General features: G+C 44.3%; 20 protein-coding genes. 8 read left to right on the top strand and 12 right to left on the bottom strand.

The features are described from left to right. Nucleotides 1-9 precede the first annotated feature (9 nt). Nucleotides 10-1,962, bottom strand: coding sequence for a flagellar basal-body MS-ring/collar protein FliF (fliF, locus tag C2758_RS02190; RefSeq protein WP_215329112.1), 1,953 nt, complete (start codon nucleotides 1,960-1,962; stop codon nucleotides 10-12). A gap of 162 nt (nucleotides 1,963-2,124) precedes the next feature. Here fliF and C2758_RS02185 point away from each other — a divergent pair, with 162 nt between their 5' ends. Genes C2758_RS02185 through fliE form a run of 3 tightly spaced genes read left to right on the top strand, consistent with a single transcriptional unit; the run spans nucleotide 2,125 to nucleotide 5,137 of the window. Further along, nucleotides 2,125-3,279 carry a PAS domain-containing sensor histidine kinase gene (locus C2758_RS02185; RefSeq protein ID WP_215329110.1) on the top strand — a complete coding sequence of 385 codons (1,155 nt, stop codon included), beginning with the start codon at nucleotides 2,125-2,127 and terminating at the stop codon, nucleotides 3,277-3,279. Nucleotides 3,280-3,293: 14 nt separating this feature from the next. Beyond that, nucleotides 3,294-4,793, top strand: coding sequence for a sigma-54 dependent transcriptional regulator (locus tag C2758_RS02180; protein WP_215329108.1), 1,500 nt, complete (start codon nucleotides 3,294-3,296; stop codon nucleotides 4,791-4,793). A gap of 20 nt (nucleotides 4,794-4,813) precedes the next feature. Next, the gene (fliE, locus tag C2758_RS02175; RefSeq protein WP_215329106.1) at nucleotides 4,814-5,137 is read left to right on the top strand and encodes a flagellar hook-basal body complex protein FliE; all 324 of its coding nucleotides are present in this window, start codon (nucleotides 4,814-4,816) and stop codon (nucleotides 5,135-5,137) included. Between the two features lie 18 nt (nucleotides 5,138-5,155). On the opposite strand, the gene C2758_RS02170 is transcribed toward fliE, so the two are convergent. The 6 genes from C2758_RS02170 to C2758_RS02145 form a co-directional block, all read right to left on the bottom strand. Then, a complete protein-coding gene (locus C2758_RS02170; RefSeq protein WP_215305957.1) occupies nucleotides 5,156-5,440 on the bottom strand; it encodes an EscU/YscU/HrcU family type III secretion system export apparatus switch protein in 285 nt (94 codons plus the stop codon). After that, complete coding sequence (locus C2758_RS02165; protein WP_215329104.1) at nucleotides 5,440-6,501, bottom strand: hypothetical protein; 1,062 nt, start codon at nucleotides 6,499-6,501, stop codon at nucleotides 5,440-5,442. Before C2758_RS02165 ends, C2758_RS02170 begins: the two co-directional genes overlap by 1 nt. Nucleotides 6,502-6,591: 90 nt before the next feature. Further along, nucleotides 6,592-6,993 (bottom strand): flagellar protein FliS, encoded by a 402-nt coding sequence (locus C2758_RS02160; RefSeq protein ID WP_215309310.1) that lies wholly within the window; start codon nucleotides 6,991-6,993, stop codon nucleotides 6,592-6,594. Between the two features lie 34 nt (nucleotides 6,994-7,027). Continuing rightward, nucleotides 7,028-8,524 (bottom strand): flagellar filament capping protein FliD, encoded by a 1,497-nt coding sequence (gene fliD, locus C2758_RS02155; protein ID WP_215329095.1) that lies wholly within the window; start codon nucleotides 8,522-8,524, stop codon nucleotides 7,028-7,030. Between the two features lie 88 nt (nucleotides 8,525-8,612). Beyond that, a complete protein-coding gene (locus C2758_RS02150; protein WP_215329093.1) occupies nucleotides 8,613-9,014 on the bottom strand; it encodes a flagellar protein FlaG in 402 nt (133 codons plus the stop codon). 65 nt (nucleotides 9,015-9,079) lie between these two features. Further along, nucleotides 9,080-9,862, bottom strand: coding sequence for a flagellin (locus C2758_RS02145; protein ID WP_215329091.1), 783 nt, complete (start codon nucleotides 9,860-9,862; stop codon nucleotides 9,080-9,082). 331 nt (nucleotides 9,863-10,193) lie between these two features. Here C2758_RS02145 and C2758_RS02140 point away from each other — a divergent pair, with 331 nt between their 5' ends. From C2758_RS02140 to C2758_RS02120, 5 genes are all read left to right on the top strand, one after another. After that, entirely contained in the window at nucleotides 10,194-10,877 is a 684-nt protein-coding gene (locus C2758_RS02140; RefSeq protein ID WP_215329082.1) for a tetratricopeptide repeat protein, read from the top strand. Nucleotides 10,878-11,148: 271 nt separating this feature from the next. Further along, nucleotides 11,149-13,239, top strand: coding sequence for a flagellar biosynthesis protein FlhA (gene flhA, locus C2758_RS02135; RefSeq protein WP_215329080.1), 2,091 nt, complete (start codon nucleotides 11,149-11,151; stop codon nucleotides 13,237-13,239). A gap of 33 nt (nucleotides 13,240-13,272) precedes the next feature. Beyond that, complete coding sequence (gene flhF, locus C2758_RS02130; RefSeq protein ID WP_215329078.1) at nucleotides 13,273-14,985, top strand: flagellar biosynthesis protein FlhF; 1,713 nt, start codon at nucleotides 13,273-13,275, stop codon at nucleotides 14,983-14,985. Then, nucleotides 14,982-15,794, top strand: coding sequence for a hypothetical protein (locus C2758_RS02125; protein WP_215329076.1), 813 nt, complete (start codon nucleotides 14,982-14,984; stop codon nucleotides 15,792-15,794). The genes flhF and C2758_RS02125 overlap by 4 nt, the downstream gene beginning before the upstream one ends. Nucleotides 15,795-15,830: 36 nt before the next feature. Beyond that, a complete protein-coding gene (locus tag C2758_RS02120) occupies nucleotides 15,831-16,520 on the top strand; it encodes a FliA/WhiG family RNA polymerase sigma factor (RefSeq protein ID WP_215329074.1) in 690 nt (229 codons plus the stop codon). Between the two features lie 20 nt (nucleotides 16,521-16,540). On the opposite strand, the gene C2758_RS02115 is transcribed toward C2758_RS02120, so the two are convergent. The 5 genes from C2758_RS02115 to C2758_RS02095 all read right to left on the bottom strand — a co-directional run bounded on the left by C2758_RS02115 (nucleotide 16,541) and on the right by C2758_RS02095 (nucleotide 21,656). Beyond that, complete coding sequence (locus C2758_RS02115; RefSeq protein WP_215329072.1) at nucleotides 16,541-16,954, bottom strand: flagellar protein FlgN; 414 nt, start codon at nucleotides 16,952-16,954, stop codon at nucleotides 16,541-16,543. Nucleotides 16,955-17,053: 99 nt separating this feature from the next. After that, entirely contained in the window at nucleotides 17,054-17,398 is a 345-nt protein-coding gene (locus C2758_RS02110) for a flagellar biosynthesis anti-sigma factor FlgM (protein ID WP_215329070.1), read from the bottom strand. A gap of 68 nt (nucleotides 17,399-17,466) precedes the next feature. Then, nucleotides 17,467-18,153 (bottom strand): flagellar basal body P-ring formation chaperone FlgA, encoded by a 687-nt coding sequence (gene flgA / locus C2758_RS02105; RefSeq protein WP_215329053.1) that lies wholly within the window; start codon nucleotides 18,151-18,153, stop codon nucleotides 17,467-17,469. After that, on the bottom strand, nucleotides 18,153-19,628 hold the full coding sequence (locus C2758_RS02100; protein WP_215329051.1) for a hypothetical protein: 1,476 nt from the start codon (nucleotides 19,626-19,628) through the stop codon (nucleotides 18,153-18,155). Before C2758_RS02100 ends, flgA begins: the two co-directional genes overlap by 1 nt. 33 nt (nucleotides 19,629-19,661) lie before the next feature. Next, complete coding sequence (locus C2758_RS02095) at nucleotides 19,662-21,656, bottom strand: hypothetical protein (protein WP_215329049.1); 1,995 nt, start codon at nucleotides 21,654-21,656, stop codon at nucleotides 19,662-19,664. Between the last annotated feature and the right edge of the window lie 35 nt (nucleotides 21,657-21,691).

Raw genomic sequence — 21,691 nt, 5'->3', positions numbered from 1 at the left:
CTCCTCATATTAACCGGCAGGTGCGGCAGCTTCAGCTGCGCCTGCATTTTGCTTAGCCGCATCCTCAGACAGCCACTCTTTGAAAATAGCAGAAACTGCTCGAGGATTATTTTCCACAAAGTCCTTAGCGTACTGAAGCAGGTCCTCGTACTCTTGTTTCTTCTCTTCATCGATCCGTTTTTTCTCTTCCTCAGACCGTTTTTTCTCTTCCTCAGCCCTAGCCCGCTCTTCTTCTTCCGCAGCACGCTGGCGTTCACGCAACAACTCAACTTCCATACGACGCTTTTCACGCGCCCGAGGATCCATTTGTGCCATCTCCGCTTTAATCTTCTCGTCAAACTCTTCCTCAATACGCTGCTCTTCCAAAACTTCGTCCTTTTTCGGAGGAAAGAGCAATGGACGCACAACTCCAAAAAACATGAGGCTGAGTGAACCTAGAATAATGGCGAACTTGAAGAACTCTTTGCTTAGTTCAATGATCCCAGCTTGCTTATAGAAAGGGGGCTCATCACTTACCTCAACCTTAAACGGAATATTGGCAACGCTGACACTGTCTCCGCGCTTCTCTGAAAAACCGACGGCATCCCTGACCAAGTTATTGATTTGATCAAGCTCTTTAGTGTTGTAGGGAATCGGCTTTCGAGGATTACCATCCTTATCCAAGCCAAGGGGCTGTTTATAGTTCACCACCACGCCAGCAGATACTCTTCTAACTTGCCCTTTTTCAGACTTAATTCTCTGAATCGCTCGGTCAAGCTCATAGTTAATTGTTGCGTCTTTTTTAATATTACTGGCACTCGAACCCGAACTTGTAGGGGGTGCATTGAGGTTTTGCGGCCCTGCTGCACCGCCAGCCGCTTGAGTATTAATCGGTGCTTGCCCAGCACCAGGCGCTTGATTTGTCAGAGCGCCAGGCACACCTGATGTTGTCGAGCTTGGCGTGGCAGCCTCATTGGTTTGCTGGCTACGAATCGAAGATTGATTCGGTGGTGAATTACGGCCAAAGGTTTCTTCGGTTCTCTCTAACTCACCAAAATCCATATCGACCGTTACCTGGGCTCGAACATTTTCTTTACCAGTAACCGGTTCCAAAATCGCTTGCACCCGCTTTGAAAGTGCGCCTTCGAGCTCAGCAACATACTTCAGTTGCGTGCTGTCTAAACCGGCTAGGCGCTGAGCATTGGGCGCAAGCAAACTGCCTTCCGAGTCGACTATAGTGACATTGGCAGGACCCAGATTTGGAACCGAAGACCCCACTAAATTCGTGATAGCTGCTACTTGCTGGGGATCTAAAAATCTTCCAGGATGCATCGTCACAATGACGGAAGCGGTGGGCTTTTCCTGCTCGCGCATAAAAGCGGTTTGCTTTGGAATCGCCAGCATCACCCTTGCGGATTTAACTTGCGCTAAGGAGCTAATGCTACGAGCTAACTCACCCTCTAGGCCACGCTGGTAATTCACTTGCTCGACAAACTGGCTGGTTCCCATTTTCTGGTTTTCCAGCAGCTCAAAGCCAACATTACCGGCCTTTGGCAGCCCTTGACCCGCTAAACGAAGGCGGGTCTCATAAACAGCGGATTCAGGCACTAAGATTGCTGCCCCGCCTTCAGTAAACTTGTAAGGCACGTTCATCTGCTGCAATGCCGCTACGATGGCAGCCCCGTCACGCTCATTGATACTCGAGAACAAGATTCGATAGTCGTCTTTACTTCTTCCAGAGACCGAAACAAACACCATTACGGCAACCACCAAAAACACTGCGGCGAACAAAATCAGGCGCTGCTGAGCGTTTAGCGCTTTAAAACGATTTTGTAGGCCTACTAAACTTTGGGGGAGTGCTGTACCGCCACCGCTAGGACTTTTAACAGTAGTTGCTGAGGTGGAGGCGCCAACAGAGCCAATATTGACTACTGCCGCATCTCGCTCGCTTTCCTGTATTCCCGGTTGCGTTTCTTCACTCAATTTTGATCAATTCCGTCTTGTCAGGGAAAATTCTAAAAATAATAATATCACTATATATAGAACATTTTTGCCTATTTTGCCTAAATGTTGATATCCTAAAGCCATATTTACCAAAAAGAGGCAAATATTGCCTCTAAACCACATCCCTTAAAAAATCGTTACTTGAGTACAAAAACCGGCAAATTACCTTCTCCGCAAGATTCATTAGATGCTACCAAACATCTCGAGGAGGCTTTTGCGATTTTTTATGCGGAATCTCAAAAACTGGAAGCTCAACAAACTGCGCTTCAGGAAAAGATCAATCAACTCAGTAGTGAACTCCAAAAATCCAACCAACGCTTGGCGATTCTCTTAAATGCCATTCCAGCAGGGGTTATCTTGCTGGAAAATGAAGTCGTTTTATTACATAACCCTGCTGTGCTGATCTTTCTGCCCCAATTAAAACCTGGGGCCACTTTTGAAATTCCAAGCGATTGGCAAGCTTCCATCACGCCAGGGGAATATCTCATTACCCAAAAGGGTGCCCAAAAACGCATCCAAAAAACTGTGCAAGTCGCTCGTATTAACGAAGGCCCGCGTAGCTTTATTCAGATCCAAGATATCACCACCAATATTTTGCGTCACGAGGAAACGCAGCGAGAAAATCGATTGGCGGCAATGGGTCGTATGGCTGCTGGTATAGCTCATCAATTTAGAACGCCTCTGGCAACTGCCCTGCTATATGCATCGCATCTTTGTGACGGGCAGATCAACGCTGATACTTCAAAGGAATTTGCTGATCGCCTGCGTAAACAATTATTGGATTTAGAAAAGCTCTCGCAAGATATGCTGCGCTTTATTTCCAATAAACCCAATAAGACTACGCTAGTAAATGCGGTCCAAATTATTGAAGACGCTCAAGCTAGCATTCAGTTTCTTTTTGAAGCCAAGCAAGTCAAACTATCTGTCACTGCTAACAATGTCAATAACGGAAATTTATTGGTAGAGCCTAAAGCAATCTCCAATGCCATTGTTGCCATTCTCGAAAATGCTTTAGCTGTTTCTAAAGCCAATCAAACAGTCAGAATGCAAGCGACAAGTGATCAACACATACTAACCATTACGATTTCTGACCAAGGTCCAGGCATCGCCAAAGAAATGCTCAAATCCTTATTTGAACCCTTTTCTACCACCAGCGCTAATGGCACTGGACTTGGTCTTTCGATTGCAAAAAATACCATTGAGAGCTTTCGAGGCAGTATCAGCGCTGAGAACTCTAAACAAGGTGCCATCTTCCAGATCAATCTACCTTATGCCCAACCCTCTTTAAATCATTAAGTCAGAAAACCCTTATGCGTGCCAGCGACCCACAGCCATTTCCCGTGATTTTGATCGAAGATGATGATGACCTCAGAGAGGCGATTGCCGTTACTTTGCGGATGAATATGATCGACTTTGTGACTCACCAAAGAGCAGAAACAGTCATTCCCTTATTACGCCCAGATCTGAAAACAGTTTTAGTAACGGATTACAAATTACCTGGAATGACAGGATTGGATTTACTCAAGATAGCTCAAAAAGAATGTCCTGATCTTCCAGTAGTAATCATGACTGCTTTTGCGGACGCCAAGTTGGCTGTAGAAGCTTTGCGTGCTGGAGCAAGAGATTTTTTAATTAAGCCCTTTGTGCCACAACAACTCATTGACATCATTGCGCGCTATCAACCAGAATCAATTAAGGTAAATACCTTGGTAGCTCCTGCTAAGGACGCGCCACTAGTTGGCTCTGAAATACTCGTGCCCGAGCATCAATTAATTGCCGCTGATCCTGAAACCATTGCTACGTTTGCTCGCTGCGAGAGAGTGGCGGCAACAGATACAAGCGTCTTGGTTACTGGTCAGTCTGGAGTTGGCAAAGAGTTAGTCGCGCGTCACATCCATCTGCATTCAAAAAGAATAAAAGGCCCGTACGTAGCGATTAACTGCGCAGCGATTCCTGATGCCTTACTTGAATCTATTTTGTTTGGGCATGAAAAAGGCTCCTTTACTGGTGCCACCAAAGCTCAAACTGGTAAATTTGAGCAAGCCCATAAAGGCACGCTTTTTTTAGATGAGATTGGTGAAATGCCAGCCTCTTTACAAGCGAAGCTTTTGCGGGTGTTACAAGACAAAATGGTAGAACGGATTGGTTCTACCGAATTGATTCAAGCGGATGTCAGGGTGATTGCGGCCACCAATCGCAACCTCCAAGAGCAAGTTAAGAGTGGCAAGTTTCGGGAAGACCTTTACTTTCGATTAGCCGTATTCCCCATCCATGTAGCCGAGCTTTCTAAGCGCCCACTGGATATCTTGCCGCTGGCTGATTTCTTTTTATCCCGCTATCGCCTCAATATTGGTCGAGATCAACTTAGCTTCAGCGAGGGGGCAAAAAAACTGCTGCAAACCTATTCTTGGCCAGGAAATGTTCGGGAACTAGAGAATATTGTCCAAAGAGCCGTATTACTAGCAGATGGCGACCAAATCTTGGCAGAAGACTTAGAGCTAGAAGATATGAGTATTCATTCTTTAGAAAAGGCAAAAAGTGCCCCTATAGATACGCCACCAGTGGCCCATGAGGCTTTAAATGCAGCTTTGGATAGCGCTATAGATGCCCCAAAAAGTGGCACAAATATTGCATCTATTAATGATGAAATTGGACAAGATATTGATTCAGTAGAACGTGAGCACATTCTGAAAGTTTTGGCCAAAGTGGATGGCAATAGAACCAAGGCAGTAGAAATATTGGGGATTTCAGCAAGAGCACTGCGCTACAAACTAAAATACTACAAAGAAGCTGGCTTTATTAATGATTGATTTTGTTGGATAATATGACTATGAGTACTCCAAACGTAGATGCCATGATTACCCGGATGCAAGCGCTTGCTGCTGCAGCTAGTGGTAAACCTGTCGCTGCAGATACTCAAGGCGCCAATGGAGTTGACTTCTCTGCTATTTTGAAAAATGCCATTGAGAACGTCAATACAGCTCAAAATAGCGCCCAAGCAAAAGCCCAATCATTTTCTACCGGCGCATCCGATACTTCATTGGAAGATGTGATCGTCTCTTTGCAAAAAGCCAACCTTTCGCTGCAAGGCATGATTGCAGTTCGAAATAAACTAGTTGACGCCTACAAAGAAGTCACCAATCTACAAGTCTAAGATTTCGCTACATAGCGTTTAATCTTTTACAGGTCTTTCGAGCGTTTTACCATCTAACTCATAAGCCCAGGCAAGTACTTCCGCTACTGCAGCGTAAAGTTTTGGTGGCACTAGTTCATTTAATTTGAGCTGCATTAAGAACTCTACTAATTCAGGCTCTATTTTGGTCGGAATTCCCATTTCTTTTGCTTTGGCCAAAATAGCTTCCGCAATGAAACCTTCGCCTTGCCCTGTAATACGGGGTGCAGCACTATTCATCTCATACTTGAGTGCAACTGCCTTCAGTGTTTTCTTTTCTTCCATCAGATTGATGCCTCGATTTGACCCAGACTAACCCGAGTTTCGGGATCAATATGCGCATGCAACTGTTCCTCTAAATTCGGAAAGGCCTTTGACAGACTTGCTTGGGCCGAAGAATCTGCCTGAATGGCCAACTGTAGGCTTTCTCCAAACTGAGTGCCAATAATTTTTAAAGGGCCAAGATTTGGTAGGCCCACTTCTAAGGTAATACGAGAGCCTTTTTCTAATTGATTTGGCTGATTAGGGTCCGATCGCCAAGCATCCTCACGGTATAAACGACCTTGTACATTTGGCATCAATTGACCTTGCCACAACAAATCGCCACGCAAAAGTAAGCGTACTGAATCTTGAACCACCGGCGCATTATTTGATAATTGAGCCATGAGATCGCTAGCCTGTTGGTGATCACCGCTTGGCGCAAAAGCATTGCTGACGTCATCAGAGTTGCCCGCAGGAAACAGGACCCTCTTTAACTGATCAGCAGCAAAAATGCCAGAAGCTTGCAAGCTTTGGTATAGGGCCCCCATCACCACCTTAGGATCTTGAGTACTTAGATGACCCATGTCGATTGCTGGCCAACTCACCACTACATTATTAGACGGGTTTAAGCTTGCTTGTTGGCGTGAACTAAGCGCTACTTCAGGCACATCAGCAACCAACACGTCAGAAAGCAATTGACCCAAAGCAGCGCTTCCTAAACTATCGATCTTGCTTAGATTCTCGGATACGAGATTGGTTAAATTTGCCTGTGAGAGCTGAGTTGGCAAACTAGACTTTCCTGAAGCAAGATTCGATATTTCTAGTAAAACCGCTTGCTGAACACTGGGCTCTCCTGACTCAAGTAAGGTTTTTAATTCTGCCAGGTTCCCATTTTGCAAAGCAGTTCTGACTGCATTTCCTGCTGCAGAATCCCCAACGGGCATTGGCATATTCAGCGCAATCCGCGGGTCTATCGCGCTCAGACTTTCAATAACTGATGGGGCAGTGGGTGGGGTAACTAGGTCGTTTTTACGAACATCCACCATTGGGCTGATGGATAGGTTTGAAGGAATTGGTATTGGCACGCTACCTCCATTGCTAAATACACTATTTAGAGATCAACGCCTAAGAGCTTGCTAGGCAAACATTTCTATATAAAAATGCCTAACTCAATTTTAACCCGCTTGACTGAGGCTGACACTATTTGGGGATAGCTCAATCCAAGCTTCATATAGTGGGGTCAGCGTATTAATGACGTCTTGCACCTTCTCTGGTGAACGACCCACTCTAGCGTTTAATAGCTCTTGCATAGACCATACGTATATAGCACTCAGATTATGGGCAACATCTTTGCCTTTTTCATAATCCAAGCAACCCAGCAAGCCCTGCTGAATCAAATCACTTGCTTTAATAAAGTACTCAATCCCTAATTTGCCTTTTTCAAGGTCTTGCTTAGCGAGTTTTAAATGATCAAAAATCCGTTGATGAATTAATACAATGAGTTCACGAGCGTCGCCACCCAAGACTGCAGTCATCGTCTCGTTTTCTGCGTATCTATAGGCTGCTTTTCTTGACATTATTCAGGTATCCAAACTAAGTTATTAAAAGTCATCAATTATTATTTTGACCGTTTGTTAAACCGCTTAATGCATTTGTTAGCGAGTTACTAGTATTACTTAATTTAAACAATAATTCATTTAAAGCGGAGTATTGGCTAATGTAGCTTCTCTGCTTTTGATCTAATTGAAGTTGCAAGGCACGTTCTTTTTTGTTCATATTATCTATATTACTTTGCTCGTTCTTAATCATCTGATCAAAAGCGCCGGCTAATGTCTGGGTGCCTGCATCAGTAGTTGATGTAGTGACCTTCAATAAAGAGGTGAGATAAGAATTTAAAGTAACGTTAGTGGTGTTTTTACTGATTTCTAACCCAGTCTCAGGATCCCTTACTACATAGGTTTGATAACCAACCTTAATTCCCGAGGCTAAAATTGCTGGCGCGTTACTCACTTCTTTAAAAGTTGTTGCATTAAATTTTGCCGTGCCATCGTATTTCATTTCAAAACCTAGCTCACCCATACTAATCGTGCCTGGATTGCCAGCCAAAGTGTAATGAATATCGCCATTCAACATCGACTTAATTTGATTTAAAAAATTTAAAGCCGTTGGTGAACCAGCTAAGGAGCCATCAGTTTTGACGCCATTAGCAGAGCTTGCTCTTACGCTTAATTTTTTAGCGGTGGTGACCAAGTCATTAAAGGCATCCACAAGACCTTGCATCACTTGAGGGGCTTGATCTTCCCCCTTATCCACGCTAATACTTTGATGTGCCGTATCAGCCTTAACTAGATTAATGGTGACGCCTGATAGGGCATCGGTAATGGTGTTTGTACGTCTGGTGTACGAAACGCCGTCTAGCGTAAAGGCGGCATTTTGAGCAGCCACAATGGTAGGGGCAACAACTGGGGATCCTAGACCATTGACCGCCACCCCCGAGGATGTATGGGAATAAGAGATTGCATTATCAGTACCCGGCTGGGTTCCCTGAATTTTTAGGGCGTAATTGCTTCCTGATGTTGGAACAATGCTGGCACTTAGATTATCACCAAGGGCGTTGACCCAATTTTTCAGATTATCAATCGTGGTGGTGGCCAACGTTACGCCTGTTGGTGGCGTGTAGGTATATGACCTTGAACCAATGGTGATCGAAAATGCATCACCCGCAGCCAATCCCGCATTGGCCGTACTAGATCCAAACTGATCAAAGGTCATCTGAGCAGGCTGAGCTACTTGACTCACCAAAATGTCATGCCGCCCTTGAATTGCACCAGTTGAATTCGTAATCTTGACGATGGTTTCGTCTGAACTAGAGGCAACCGCTGATGACATAGCAGTTGGGTCCTGTAAGCTTTCTAGTGCTGTTTGGAAACTAGCTACCTTACTCTTTAATGTGCCTAAATCGCTAATGAGCGTAGTCTTGCTAGCGATTTTATCCTTCAGCGCTGTCATCGGCTTATTTTCAGTCGCCATCAACTGCGAGACAATACTAGCCACATCGATGCTGGCAGTACCGGAGCTAGTGCTTGAGGATGTGGAGGAAATCGCCATAAATGCCTATTTAAAAAATGCGTTTCTTAAGACGAACTGCATTATTAAGAAAGCAATTTTCATGCCAACTTAGAAGCTTTGGCTAGATTTAGGCCTTTTGATGAATCAGAGCTGAAATCTGATCAAAACTATGTGCCAATCTCAAGACCTCTTCAGAGGGCATCTGCCTGATCACTTCACCAGTACTCGGATTGGTTACGCGGACCACATGGTAGCCGGTAGAGCCGTCAATCGAAAAATCTAAATTGCGTCCCATAGAACTAACAAAACTTTGCATTTGCTGGGCAGCGGCTTCGACTGCTTGACGGGATTGCTGAGTGATTTGTTGAATATTGGAAGGTTTGAACTCTACGCTAGCGGCAGCAGAAACGGCTTGAGCATCTGTATTAGTGCGAGCACTTACTACCGTACCCATACCTGGAGGTTGATTAAGTTGTGCAGAGCCAGATGGAATGACTGATGCAGCAGATTTACTAGTAATTTCTCCCATTTCCTACTCCCTTAATCTAAAGTCAGAAATCGGCCGATGGGCCGACTTCTACTTAAGATAACCGCTTATTTCAATAATGACAAGATGACGTTAGGCATTTGATTTGCTTGGGCCAACATCGCTGTAGCGGCCTGTTGCATGATCTGACCCTTAGTCAATTGTGCTGTCTCAGAAGCAAAGTCAGTATCCACAATCGCTGAACGCGCATTTTGCATATTGGCACTTTGAGCCATGAGGTTTTGTGAAGAATAAGTAGCACGACCTACTAGAGCACCCATCTTTGCACGCTCGTTAGAGATACGCAATAGATCAGCATCAACTACTGAGAAGTCTGTAGCAGTAGTGTCAACAGTAGCGTTGGCTACAGTAAATGAAATAGTGGTACCAACATCAACGCCAGACTGAATATCGTAGGTAGTAGAACCGCTGGTATCGAGTAGGTTAACGCCGTTATAAACCGCTTCACGAATCGTCAAATCAACTTGATCTTTAATGGATTGTGCTTCTGTAGTGATCGCTGTTTTTTGATCTGTGCTAAGGGCGTTGTTACCGAACTCAGTGCCCAAAGTTTTCATACGCAACAGCATATCTTGAATCGTGGATAACGCGGTCTCAGCTACCTGCGCCATACCGATGATGTCACTTAAATTGTGGTTCGCTTGCTCAAGACCGGCGATTTGTGAAGACATACCCATACTAATTGCTAAACCAGCAGAGTCGTCTTTTGCGCTGTTGATACGCACACCAGATGAGAGTCGTTGCACAGATGTAGCCAATTTAGATTGAGCAGCGCTCAAATTGTTTTGGGCATACACAGAAGCCATGTTTGTATTGATAACGGTTGACATCGTTTTCTCCTAAAATTTTCAGGGCTATTAACATTAGCGCCCCTTGCCTAACCTATTACGGAGATGCCTACCTAAGCGTTTAGATAAACTTTACTTTGAATTCCTTTTGCCAGATTAAAAAATATAAGTCATTGATTTTATTGATATAAATTTATAAATTAAAAAGTGCCCTATCACCCAAATACCACCCCCATTTGCCATGGGTTGATGCAAACTCAATACAAACTGGCATGAAAAAGTTGCTGTGAATCGGCAATTTAGACCCTAAAATAGTATTTGCTTATATTCGCTCTAGAGCCAATTTCCCTCTGTTTTTGAAAGTGTTTTTGCCATGCAATTTGACAATCCCCGTTTACAAGCTGGTGTTTCTAACCTGGAGCGCGGTCGCTACGAGGCTGCTTTTGAGGTTTTTTTTGACATTGCAGTCAACGAGGCCGACGAAGAGGCTTCTTTTGCCCTGACCAGAATGTGCTTTGATGGGCAATTAAACCCTGAACAGGTAAATAAGCTATTTGAATGGCTCAATTCCAATAGCCGTGAGAGTAATGGCTATGCCAACTTCAATGTAGGCCTGTTATATGAATTGGGTATAGGCGACATCGCTCGTAATATCAAGACAGCGGTTCATTATTATGAAAAAGCCATCAAAGATGAGGTTTTGGATGCCTATTGCAATCTAGGGAATATATACGTATTCGGTTCAGGCGCTGACCATGGGGTGCCAAAAGATATCCCTAGAGGTGTTGAATTGCTCACTGTGGGAGCCAATGGGGGCAGCCGAGTAGCCGCCTACAATTTAGGCACTTTATACGAAAAAGGCACCGCTATCACCCAAGATTATGACAAAGCATTCTATTTTTTAACGCTGGCCACCTTGCAAAAACACGTGCATGCGCACCGCTGCCTGATTATTTTTGAAAAAGCGATCAAGGGCGATTTCACCAAAGCCTATGATGCTGCAGAACAACAATTCTGGAAAATTCAAAATATGCGCAAACTCTATCGCGCACTTTAATTGTTCTTATTTTTTGAGCGCCAAGCGCTTTAGAAGCTCAATTTAGCCCATCCTTGCGCATGACTTCTGCTCATGCGGAAATTTTTGCCTTTTTCACACTTTTGGGGCTTTTTTTTACCCCTATTTTTAGTGTGAATGGGGTATATTTAGTGGCAAATATTTCCTTTTCTACCATATATAGTGTTTTTATAAGTTTTGTAGTGTTTTTATTATTCTTAAGGTAATTTTTGAAGGCTTCTTTTACTCCTGTTTATCTCTACCTAATTAAGATATGAAGATCTTAGGTGTTGACCTCAGCAAAGTAAGGCCATCAGCGCAAGGCGCTATCCCGATCTTAGTCTTGCTCGTCTTAGTGATGATGCTGGTGCCGCTGCCAGCTATCTTGCTCGATGTTCTATTTACTTTCAATATTGCGCTATCGATCATTGTTCTATTTACGGCGATCAATATTAAGACCTTTAAAGACTTTGTTGCTTTCCCAACGGTCTTGCTGCTCACCACCTTGTTGCGCCTTTCATTAAATGTAGCCTCGACCAGAATCGTACTGATGGAGGGCTATAAAGGAACAGATGCAGCGGGAAAAGTGATTGAAGCCTTTGGGGTGTTCTTAATTGGCGGTAATTTTGCGGTCGGTATTGTGATCTTTATTGTGATCACCATCATTAACTTCGTGGTGATCACCAAGGGTTCAGGCCGAGTTGCCGAAGTTTCTGCCCGTTTTGCCTTAGATTCAATGCCTGGCAAACAAATGGCGATTGACGCGGATCTCAATGCAGGTCTAATTCAACAAGAAGAGGCAAAATCGCGGCGCGCCGATGTGGCTCAAGAAGCAGACTTTTTTGGCTCCATGGATGGTGCCTCGAAGTTTGTTCGAGGTGATGCCATGGCCGGAATCATGATTTTGGTCATTAACCTCATTGGTGGTTTGCTCATTGGGGTCTTGCAACACAATATGGATTTTGGCAAAGCCTTAGCTACCTTTGCTGCTCTGACCATTGGTGACGGCCTAGTTGCGCAAATCCCTGCGCTCATTATTTCTACTGCGGCCGGTATTTTGGTTACCCGGGTTGCTACTGAAGATGACTTTTCTGGGCAGGTCTCTAAGCAATTTGAAGCAAACAGTAGCGCCCTGGGCGTGGTGGCAGCGGTACTGGGGATTTTGGGTGTTCTGCCCGGGATGCCCCACTTTATCTTTTTAGGCTTTGCTTGCCTTTTTGGCGGCTTGGCCTATTTAGCTTATCAAAAGATCGATCGTAATGCTAAGGCGGCCGAACTTGCGGCCTCACAGCCTCCCGAGGTAAACCAAGAGCTTGAATGGAAAGATGTTCCGATTGTCGAGCCCCTGTCTTTGGAACTTGCCTATCGACTCATTCCACTCGTAGATAAAGGTGATGAGAGCGATTTGATCAAGCGCATTCGGGCGATCCGGCGCAAGTTTGTGACTCAGGTGGGTTTTTTAATTCCGTCAGTACATATTCGCGATAACTTGCAACTTAATGCAGAAACTTACCGCATCTTGCTTTATGGTGCTGAGGTCGGTCGTGGTCAATGCCTACCTGATCGCTTGCTTGCTATCCAGCAAAGCGGTAATGAAACCTTGCCGGGACTAGAAGTAAAAGATCCTACTTTCGGTATGCCGGCAGTATGGATTGAGCGCAGTCTGCGAGACGAAGCGATTGCTAAAGGTTATACCGTAGTTGAGCCAGCCGTCGTGATTACCACCCATTTAGATCATTTAATTCATCAATATGCCGGTGAGTTGTTGGGTCGCCAAGAAACGCAAGATTTGGTAGATCACTTTAAGATGAGTTATCCCAAGTTAGTAGAAGATGTGATTCCAAAAATTGTGAGTCTTGCACAGTTGCAACGCCTCTTACAGTTATTGCTTGATGAAAGCATTCCAATTAAGGATATGCGCACCATCTTAGAGGTCGCTAGTGAGTTTGCCGCTAAGCTTGGTGATCCACTAGAGGTATTGCCCCACATTCGCTATGCGCTAAGACGCACCATTGTTCAGGATTCGCTAGGCGAAGGTAACTCCTACCAAGTGCTAGGCATTCAGCCAGAGTTTGAACGCTTAATTGAGCAATCGATTGGTCAAGGGGCTATTGCACCCGATGGTCTGATTGAGCCATCTTTGGCCCGGATGTTTGGCGAAGAAGTCATTAGCGGAGTTCAAGAATTAGAGAGTCAAAATCTGCCGCCAGTCATTGTCAGTGGCACCCGCACCCGCATGACGCTATCTCGGATTGCTAGAAGAGTTTGCCCCCAAGCGATTGTTTTGGCCCTAAGTGAGTTACCACCGACATCCAACCTTGAATTCTATAAAGTACTTTGCTCCCAAACGGGCAAAACCCCTTAAAATATCACGAGCCACCCTATTTGGAGCAACGCCATGGGCCCCCAAAAATTTACCGCCCCAAGTTCAGCAGAAGCCTTAAAGCTGATACGCACCCGTATGGGCCCCGATGCCATGGTGATCTCCACTACAGATATCGACCATGGCGTAGAAATCGTTGCCATTAGTTCTAAAGACCTTGCTTCACTTTCAGATCCTACGCTTGCCAATAGCATGGCAAAAAAACCGGCTAGCTACTCCCCAAATTACACCTCAAACAGACCGATTGGACGCAGCAACTTAGGGAGTAACTCAGGCAGTAACTCAGGTAGCAACTTTGGCTCTAGCTTTGATCGCGCCATTGCGCCTCCCAGTGCTCGCAATCCTTTTAGCGCAGACTTACCCTTAGGGTCTTTGCGCCGTAATCCCGCTAGAGTTGAACGTGCTGATCGCACAGAGCGCTCCGTTAGGGCTCCGGGATCAGAAACTTTTACACCCACTTCTTTTAATGGCGCTGAACGTATCCGTCGCGGGGATGCAAGTGTCATTAATCCATCGAATAATGACGCCTTCTTTAGTGCTAGTGCTAGCGCCGCCGTCAGCGCCAAAAAGAAACAAGATGCGATTGCCTTTGCAGAAGCAAAAGCAGATGCTAAAGCAGCGCTCAATCCGGCTTCGATTGCTAATGAAATCCCAGTTTCCAGCGCTACTGCTACGTCCTCAACTTTGACAAGCATCAACACTGATTCCATATCCACAGTCAGCACCCTATCATTACCTGCAGCTGCAAGCGCTCCAAAAGTAGAGCAATTACTCGCTGAAATTAGCGAAGTGAAGTATCTACTGCAATCACATGTGGCTGGCAACTTATGGGGTAACATACAGCAAGAAAGCTCCCACGTAACGGAAATTGTGAAGCACTTACTCAATAGTGGGTTTTCTCCGAAATTGTGCGCTCAAATTGCGCGCAATTTACCTGATGATTTTAATACCCAACAGCTCATTAAAAATGCGCGTGAGCAAGTCAAATGCTTAATCAAAACTTCTCAGGCGTTTGATCTATTTGATCGCGGTGGTGTCTTTGCCTTTATTGGTCCAACCGGTGTCGGTAAAACTACCACTGTTGCTAAGATTGCAGCGCGCTGTGTTCTGCGCTATGGTCGTAATCAAGTGGCACTGCTCACCACCGATACCTACCGAATTGGGGCTCAAGAACAACTCAAGACTTATGCAAAAATTTTAGGCCTGTCTGTTACAGCGCTGCGCGATAGTGAGGATTTAGCAAGCAAAATTAAAGAGTTCTCTAATCGCAAAATTATTTTGTTAGATACCGCTGGTGTGAGTCAGCGAGATACTCTGATGGTTGAGCAATGCCAACTTCTCCAGAATGGATCAGATCGTGCAAAACGGATTTTGGTAATGAGCTCTACTACGGATTTACGTACCCAAGAAGAGGTGATTAATTTGCACAACCAAGCAATGCAAAATAGTCACAACAATAAATTAGACTCTGTCATCATTACTAAAATTGATGAGGCAGCCCACTTAGCGCCAGTCATTGATAGTGTCATTCGTCACGATTTATCAATTTTGTTTGTTTCAAATGGTCAGCGAGTGCCTGAAGACTTAAGTTTGCCTGATATTAACTATCTAAGTCATCGCGCGATGGCAATGCGCGCTTTTTCTGAAACGTTTTCTATTACCGACGAACAGGTTCCCGCTATTTTGTCTGATCACCTGGGCGACTGGATTCGCAAAGTCAATTCATGAGCACGGTAGTAAGTGGTAACGATCAGGCTGAAGGGTTACGCAATATCTTTGGCGCAGAACTGTGTCGCGTCATTTGTATTGCAAGCACCCTTGATGCGGATAGCACAATTCACTTAGGCCACGGTACCGCACAAAGCCTGAAGCAGCACAATAACCATGTCTTGCTCGTCGATGAAATTCCCCTTGCGCAACGCAAAACGATGTCTGGATTTTTATATCCCACACGCTATGATTTGGGCCAAGTTTTTAATAATGCAGTGCCTCTAGCGCGTAGTATTCGTCAGATTGATGAATATCTTTGGTATGCCACCAGTACCAAGCTGCGATCTGAAGTTGAGCATCGCTTTGCAAAATATCCCCAGTTAGATGTGCGACTTGTTCAAGAAGAGATGGGCATTGACTATGTCATCTTTCCTACAACTGATCCACAAGCGCAAATTGTGGCGTTCTATGGCAGTAATATTCAGCGGATTTTAGTCACCGCGGGTGATCAAGCATCACTTACTAGGGCCCTGGTAATGTTACGCCAAATGGCTATTTTTCAGGTCGATGAACCATTAGCGGTCATCATCGTTGGCGGGGAAGATGAAGCTGCTGGTACCGCTGCCTTCGAACGACTACAACTTGCAGCCAGATCTGCCTTGCACGAGGAAATTGAATTGATTGGCTGGATCGCTGCAGTAACTGCGCAGCGAGTCACATTAGATCCAGATGACCTGAGTTGGAATCCATCCAGCGAGGGCCCGCGAGAAGAATTTGTTTTACCGATGGGCTTTTTCAAAGCAATTTCTGCGAAAATTAGCAGTTAACAGTTATTTACCTTTAACCGATTAAGCGATCTGTCATTGAAGCCTTCTAGTTATTTTGCGTCTCTTGATGTTGATGAAGCCATCCGCACTCATTTACCTTTGGTAAAGCGGATCGCCCATCAAATTTGCTCTCGCTTACCGCCGAATGTTGAGGTAGATGATCTCATCCAAGAAGGGTTAACGGGTTTATTAGATGCTCTCAAGCGCTATGAACCCCAACCCAATTTAGCTTTTGAAGCCTATGCTAAAACGCGCATACGGGGCGCTATTTATGACTCCTGCCGCAAAAATGATATCTTGCCGCGCAATCAGCGCGATGAATTGGTTGGCATCGAAAAAGTGACTCGCCGTTTAGAGCAAACCTTGGGACGTCACCCGTCTGAAAAAGAAATTGCTCATGGTGCTGATTTGACTATTGAGGCATACCACGCAATCATCACAAATATGGTGCATTTAATGCCGCTGGATGATTTATCGGATGATCTGATGCCTTCAGATACTGACGAATCTGACCCAATGCGCTCTGTAGCCATGAGTCAATTTGCAGAACGGATAGCCCTTGTCTTGTCGGGCTTACCTGATAATGAAAAATTAGTCATGGCTTTGCATTATCAAGAAGATCTGTCTTATCGAGAAATTGCCCAAGTCATGAATATCACCCCTGGGCGCATTAGCCAGATCCATACGCAAGGCATGATCCGTATTCGGGCAAAACTAAAGTCTTAGTTCATTAAACGCTTTTTGTTCTATACTTTGCGAGATAGAACGCCGCCTACTGATCCTGGCACTCCCCCATCACTTCCATAAGTAGCGCTTGGGGCTTGCTGGGCGATAAAAGATTGCATAGCAGAGCTTCGTTGCATGGCCAAGCGAATCAGGTCGCCATTGATTTGATGATTAACCGAGGCTTCATCTAGTAATGCTAATAATTGCTTAGTTTGTGCTGACTCAAACTGGTGAATATCTTGCTTGAGCTTGTCAGCACCTCCTGGATAATTCTGAATAGCATCCAAAGCCTGATTAGTGCTGTCTAGCGATTCTGGGAGTCTATCCATATCGTTTGCCTCTAAGGCTTTACGCAGACCCTCAATAGCATTTGCAATACCCTTTAAGAACTCCAATAAATCATCAAAAGACATGGACGGATGTGGTATCACCATCTGAGGGGTAGATTTTTCTAAGTAAAAAGGGGGCTAATTGAGCTCAGAATGTGAGCAAGAAGTTACAGTACAACGAATTAATTAATGCGGGTCTTCGTATTAAGGACGACTTGGTTTTTGCCCAATTGCTGCAACCACGTCTTTAAGCATTGATTGGGAGATCTTGTTGTAATCAATCTCAAACTGACCAGTAGCAACCTTATCACGTAGTTTTTTAATTAAGAGTTCGTCGCTGACCTGATTGGTAGCGCTAGTACTGCTGTGCGCTTCAGCAAGCTTGGCTGCTAAACCAATGTCTAAATTGACTGCAGGGCGACTGACCGAAGATGCTGAGGTTTGATTTAAAGCTGTATTAGTTGTATTGGCAGTCGAGTTCGAGCCTGGCACAGGTTTAGCTGTTCCAGTATTTGGCGGAATTAGTGGTGCATTCTCGTTAATCTTCATCTCATTCTCCTTTGTGCTGCCTAGTGAAACATTACATCTACCTATTAATGTTACCGCAAATTAGCGATTTATTCCATATTTACGCTAATAATTCCAGGCCTTAATACCTTGCCTTGTAAAACCTGCCCGTCCGATAAGCGCACCCTAACCATATCCCCAATCATTCCGGTGGTTTGGGCAACACCTTCCCCCGAAACCTGAAAATCTTTTCCTGTCAATTGAATCCTAACAGGATCTCCTACCTTTATTACGGCAGATTCTTTTAAATCGTTTAACCCAATTGGCATGCCCATTTGCAAAGATTTACCCAAAACCCGCTCATAAGCCGCCCTAGGGTTTCGAAGTACGTCATCTGGCAAGACGGTTAAATCACCCTCTATTACCCGAATATCCCCACTTTCGAGCTTTTGACCAAAAGGCAGGTAGCGGCTGGCAACAACATAGTCTCCATAAGCATGAATATTGACCGGTACATTGATTAACCAAGCAGCTTTGGTGCAACGCAATTGGATCATGGACCTACCCCATAAACGAGCACCTGGGGGAGTCAAAATTTCAATGCTACCGCCCAAGCAAGCTGGAATCGTGAGATTAGGCTCGAGCCATTCAGTCTCCACCCGCAAACCATTAACGGTAGGACTTTTTTGTATAAATCGCTTAATGGTTTGCTCAAGATCTGGAGGTAAAGCAGCATAAAGGGTTTGCGATAGCGAACAAAATACACCCCATATCAAAAAGCGATGAAAAAGCGGCATTATTTGGTAAACCGATCCAAGGCTACCCAAGGGTACACATTATTCATGCCATCTAAGGCCATACCAGCCAACCAATAAGGGCGCTCTAACAATTTAGGGATATTGCGGTGGATATTCATATTCTGAACCCCTAAAAATTCATGGGCATAAATAGAGTAAGGCTGGTTGCCAACTTGCAGATTAATCATTCTGGCAGGATGCAAAATCTCGCCTAATGCATCTACCTTACTATCCACTGGTTTATTGAGAGCCTCTTCCCCTAAATATTGAATTGCCGAAACAGCATAGTTTTGCCCATGCCGTCCAAAAAAGACCATGGGCATTCTTAATAAACTTGATGGGCATGATAAGCGGACTCCCTCATGATGTATATCAAGTGACCCCCCAATTTCAGCCATCATTTTGCCTGCTGCCAAGAGATGTTCAGCCGATAAGGCTATATGGTCTAAATCAATAAAAATCATTAAATCTTGCTGAACTGCAAAAATACTGGGGCAAGGTGGCAAGATACTAATGATCGTGACCAGTTGCTGAACAATCTCAGGATCAGCATACACTTCATCAATCAAAAGCTCATCTGTCAAATTCTCAAATACATGACGCAATGATTGTTGGCCAGATTTAGTGAGCTCATCTTGCTCACGCCCAAGTAAGAAATCAAGCTCTACAGCGTTCCAGTTGTCAGCCTTCGTGACTAAGCTTCGCGCTATTTGCATGCGATTGAGATTATGGGTGCGATCCAAGGAAAAGTGCTTGTCTAAGTAACGCTGACTTCCTGAATAATCTAATGAATTTTCGCGCTCAAGAGGACGAGTGAGACCCTCAGGAAAAGAAAATGCTTTGGGCTCTGGAGGAGTAAAGACTACCGGAGACTCTTCATGAAGACGCGGCGCAAATAAAGCGCTCAGCTCTGCGAGAGAAGGCTCTGGGAATACCTCGGGTGCAGTTGGGGTAGTAGGCAACTCAGAAATTGACGCCCTCGCAAGGACCTGCTCTTCCTCTTCACCACTGACAGTCTCAATCGCCTCTTGAATCACCTCAGGAACTAACTCAGCAGGCAGATCCCTTATTGAAATAGCATCAAGATTCTCGCTTATCGGCAAACCATTTTTGATTTGTGATAACTTGCTAGCGAATAACACTTTTGCTTGATTTAATTGCTCTAAAGTTAAAGATACTTCACTCGTTACCGATGGATGTGTAAAGGCGACTTCTGATCTCACTAGACTAACCAGATCATCCAATACCAAAAAGGCTTGCACATCATTTTTCTTAAAATACTGTGCTAACTCGTTAGTCATCTCACTTAAAGCATCTAATCCAGCACCATCTAGAGCATTAGCTAAATCAACGCTATGCATGATTAATGGCTCAATCGATACTGCTGACACCGAACCTTTTTTGGGGGCAGCAGTCTGCAGACCTTCAATAGCACGATCAATATCAATTAAAAACAGGGGTTTTTCTTCGGCCATACTTAAATTACGCCTTATAAAAAATCGATTGCATTAGACCCTTGCTTCTCGTTTTAATTCAGTAAAGGCTTTATTCAACCCATCAAATTCACCCTGCCATAACTGAAGATCGCGCATGACCTGTTTAGCATCCATACTCAAAAGCTCAATGGCTTCTAAAGAAATCTGTGGCGCCTGCACTTCCATAGGCGTTGCTTGTTCTAGTGCGACAGCTAGCGTCGAGCGCATCTTCGATACAGTAGCCTCGACTCTCTCTACTAATAAATTCAGCTGCTCTGTTTCTACGGCAAGCTGTTTACTAGAATGATTATCCAATATGGCCAAGTAAAGACGTACACCCTGTTGCTTTAAAGCAGAAAAAGCATCTTGAAGCTGGTCTAAAGGTCCGCCTCTACTGATACCCATCTCTTGGCTGTAAGGTGAGTTACTACTTTTATCAGATACATTTGTACGAATCTGGCCACTCTTCTCATGCAGGGTATCAATAGAATGGCGTAATTTAGTATTGAGCTGGGCAAGCACTTTAAAGTGCGTGTCAATTTTTTTAATTTTATTTTTTAAATCATCACTTAACTCGGAAATGACATTCATCACTGTCTTCACATTGAGCTGGTCTGTCGATTGATCAGAATCACTGTTTTGTGAATTAGCCTTGGATGTTTTGTTACTTGGCGCACTAGCAAAGCCTAAGTCAATTGTTTTTAATAGTTGGCCGGCAGCCCTAGTCTGTTTAGATGCCCGCTGCAAATCTTGCGAATTACGCCGAGTATTCACAAGCGCCATATAAGCACCCAAGATGATTCCAAAAGCAGCAATGATCGAAACTAAAATTAAACCTAAAAATCCACCAGCATCTTTAAAATCAAAATATTGAATTGATTGAGATTTTTTTTGCGCAGCAAGACGCAAAGACCCATAGTCATTCGCGAAATCCTTGATTACCCGCATATTCAAAATATAAGTATTAAGTACTACTGCACTTTCTTGCGGTAACTTGGAATACCAAGGACTTTGCGGCACCTTAGGCGCCACATCTGTTAGCTTGAGGTTTGACTTACCAGCTGTTTTTTTACCGATATCAATTTCCAAAAGCATCTTTTGCTCAAGAACTGCGGCAAGTGCTTTTTGAAGATCTAAAATTATCGTAATATCAGTAGCATTTTTTTGCCAAGCATTGTGTGCCTTGACATAATTGCCTATACTTTCTGCATATTTTTTTACAGCAGATTCAGAGGGTAATTTATCTAACTCTAGCGGTCCTTTAGAGCCAATTAATACCTCACCTGACCTTGCTAAGACAGCCAAATCATTTAAGCCTTTTTCTTGTGCGAGTATTACTCCAATTGACTGCTCAGTATCTTTAGCGCTTAGTAGCACCTCAAGCGGTGTAGAAGGCTTTGGATTCTTCTTGAGATTTTCAGCTGGCTCTGTCTGCTCAGATTTCTCATCCTCATTTTTTTTGTCGGACTTGATAGCATATTTCTCAGGCTTACCGAAAACGACAGCCATTACCTTAGAGTCCAACCTTTGAAAAAGAGCAACTACCGGATTATCGGATAGTGGCAACAAAGGAGTAGACGATTCTGCTTCTTTAGTCGCGCTCGGATTTTTTATAGCTGGAGCTGCTACTCCGCCACCTGAAGACTTCAATGCAGTAGGTTCACTTATCCCCTTGGTCGACACAGCAGATGCTGAATTAGGACTTAGCTCGGGCTGGCTCTTCAAGTCTGCAGTTGCTGACTTTAAGAAGATCTCAGCTTTTTTTAAGTTTGTAAAAAAAATAGGCTCTAAGGCAATGGGACCATTTGTTTGCTGCTGTAACTCTTTTAAGAAAGGAATCAAACGTAACACTTGAATCTGTTCGCCATCAATTGATTGCAGATACTTACCTTCGGATACCCAAGAGCGCGCAGAGAGAAAAGCACCGATACTGGCAGCCAATACAAGCGCAAACGAGACATATGAAACCCACTGCCAAAAAAGAATTGGGTACTGGGAAAAGATATGGCTATTATTTTTCTTATTCATATAAATGATCTCGACTAGCGATTAAGTGACTGATC

Origin of the sequence: Polynucleobacter sp. AP-Sving-400A-A2 (assembly GCF_018688155.1) — a bacterium.
In the GTDB taxonomy this organism is placed as follows: Bacteria; Pseudomonadota; Gammaproteobacteria; order Burkholderiales; family Burkholderiaceae; genus Polynucleobacter.
The sequence above is the reverse complement of the archived record's forward strand: the minus strand, read 5'-3'. Positions and strand labels throughout refer to the sequence as shown.